Genomic DNA, 1805 nt, shown 5'->3' on the forward strand with positions numbered 1-1805 from the left:
CAAGATCGGGTAGTTAAGGGTTTGTGGCCGGTGTCAAGGCTTGTTGTGGGGTGATGGTGTAGGTGCCGGGTGCGGTTTTGGTGATGTGGCCGCGGTGGGCGGCGGTGTTGAGGGCGACGCCGAAGACGTTGAGTGCGGTGCGGCCGGTGATGCCCAGGGCGCGGGCGATGGCGCGGCCGGAGTGGGGTGTGCCGGGTGTGGTGTGCAGGATGGCCAGGGCGTTGATCATGTGTTGGGTCATGGCCGGGTGTTGGTTGTGTAGGGCGTGGATCAGGGCTGGGTCCGGTGTCGGGGTTTGTGGTCTTGGTGGTGGCTGGATGTGTGTGTCGATGTCGGTGATGGGGGTGCCGGTTGCCGGGCGGGGGTCGTCGGGTCGGTGTTTGGGGTAGCGGGAGCCGGGTTGTTTGAGTACGCGGGCGGCGATGCGGGGCCGGCGGGGATCTAGCGGCTGGTCCAGGACGGCTGTGGCGATGGTGCCGAGCAGCGGGTCGGGGGGTCCGGCGATGTTTTCGGCGCGGATGACGCTGTCGCGGGCGGTGTTCAAGGCGACGGTGAAGCTGCACCGGTCCGGGTCGAAGCCGGGCCGGGTGCCGGCGGCGTCGGTCATGGTGGTGGCCAGGATCTGCCACAGGCAGGCCAGGGCCCACATCTCCTGGGTGATGCCGGAGGGGTCGTGCGAGCGCAGCACGGTGCGGCCGGTGAGGGTGTGGCGCAGCCCGAAGAAGCAGGTCTCGATCTCCCAGCGCTGGTGGTAGACCTCCACCAGGGTCTTTGCCGGATGGGTGCGGTGATCGGTCAGCGAGGTCAGCAGGCGCCAGCGGCCGGTCACCACGGTGCCGTCGGCGCCGGTGACGCTGATGTGCGCATCGATCACCCGCAGCCTCAGATCGCCGATGCGGGTCAGGAACGAACCATCGGGCAGCACAGCCAGCACCGCGGGCTTGCGCACGCTGTTGGCCCGGATGAGGAACTGCGCCCCGCGTCCGGCAACAGCAGCCATGACCTTGTCGGCGTCGAAGGCCGCATCGGCCAGCAGCAGCATCGTGGCATCCAACCGGGCCCACAACGCAGCAGCGGCGGTGATCTCCCCCACCGACAACGCCGTCACCGTCGCGCCCAGCAAGGCCCGGGTGCCGCACTCGGCCAACGCCAGCAGCTGCACCCCCGGCCAGCCGTCATTACCCGACCGGCGCCGCCCGATCCGGAACACCGCCCGGTTCCGCGGGCTGTCCGGGGCCTTGAACGAGGAACACCCGTCCACAGCCACCATCCGCAGCCCCCGATAGCGACAGCCCGGCATCCCCGGCCACGAGGTCGGACCGGCCAGATGCTCGAACAACGACCTCATCGGCGCCACCGACACCCGGCGCCGCAGATCCCGCAACGCCTTACCCGACGGCCGCGGCACCGTGACACCCGCAACACCCCGCAACCCCCCGACCAGCCTGGACCACACCCCGACCAGACCCACCTGCGGGAACAACACCATCGCCAACACCAGATACACACCCACCCGCGACGGCAGCATCCGAACCCTGCGCTGCACACACCCAGTGTCAGCCAACACCGCATCCACCAGCTCGAACGGCACCAACGCCGTCAACTCACCCAGATGCCCCGCCGCAAACAACCCCGGCGCCACCTGCATGGTGCGATCGACACTGACCATGGCAGACTCACACACGACGAGACCTCCGAAACCAGGGTTCCTAGACAGTCCCGATGTATCAGAGGTCTCGTTTCACATACCAACCAGCAGTTCAGGGCCTTGACACCCACCCCAAACCCTTAACTACCCGCTCTTG

The 1805-nt window shown here is 68.0% G+C and carries 1 protein-coding gene; it reads right to left on the reverse strand.

Annotated elements, in window-relative coordinates; translation table 11 throughout:
* Positions 1-13: 13 nt before the first annotated feature.
* Positions 14-1669 (reverse strand): IS4 family transposase, encoded by a 1656-nt coding sequence (locus tag GWK61_RS54385; RefSeq protein WP_228564559.1) that lies wholly within the window; start codon positions 1667-1669, stop codon positions 14-16.
* Positions 1670-1805 lie beyond the last annotated feature (136 nt).

Source organism: Catenulispora rubra (genome assembly GCF_015356825.1).
Classification (GTDB): domain Bacteria; phylum Actinomycetota; class Actinomycetes; order Streptomycetales; family Catenulisporaceae; genus Catenulispora; species Catenulispora rubra.

Bases quoted from the DNA above. Each gene is read 5' to 3' on its own strand.
- GWK61_RS54385 (WP_228564559.1), bottom strand. From the start codon at position 1,669: ATGGTCAGTGTCGATCGCACCATGCAGGTGGCGCCGGGGTTGTTTGCG.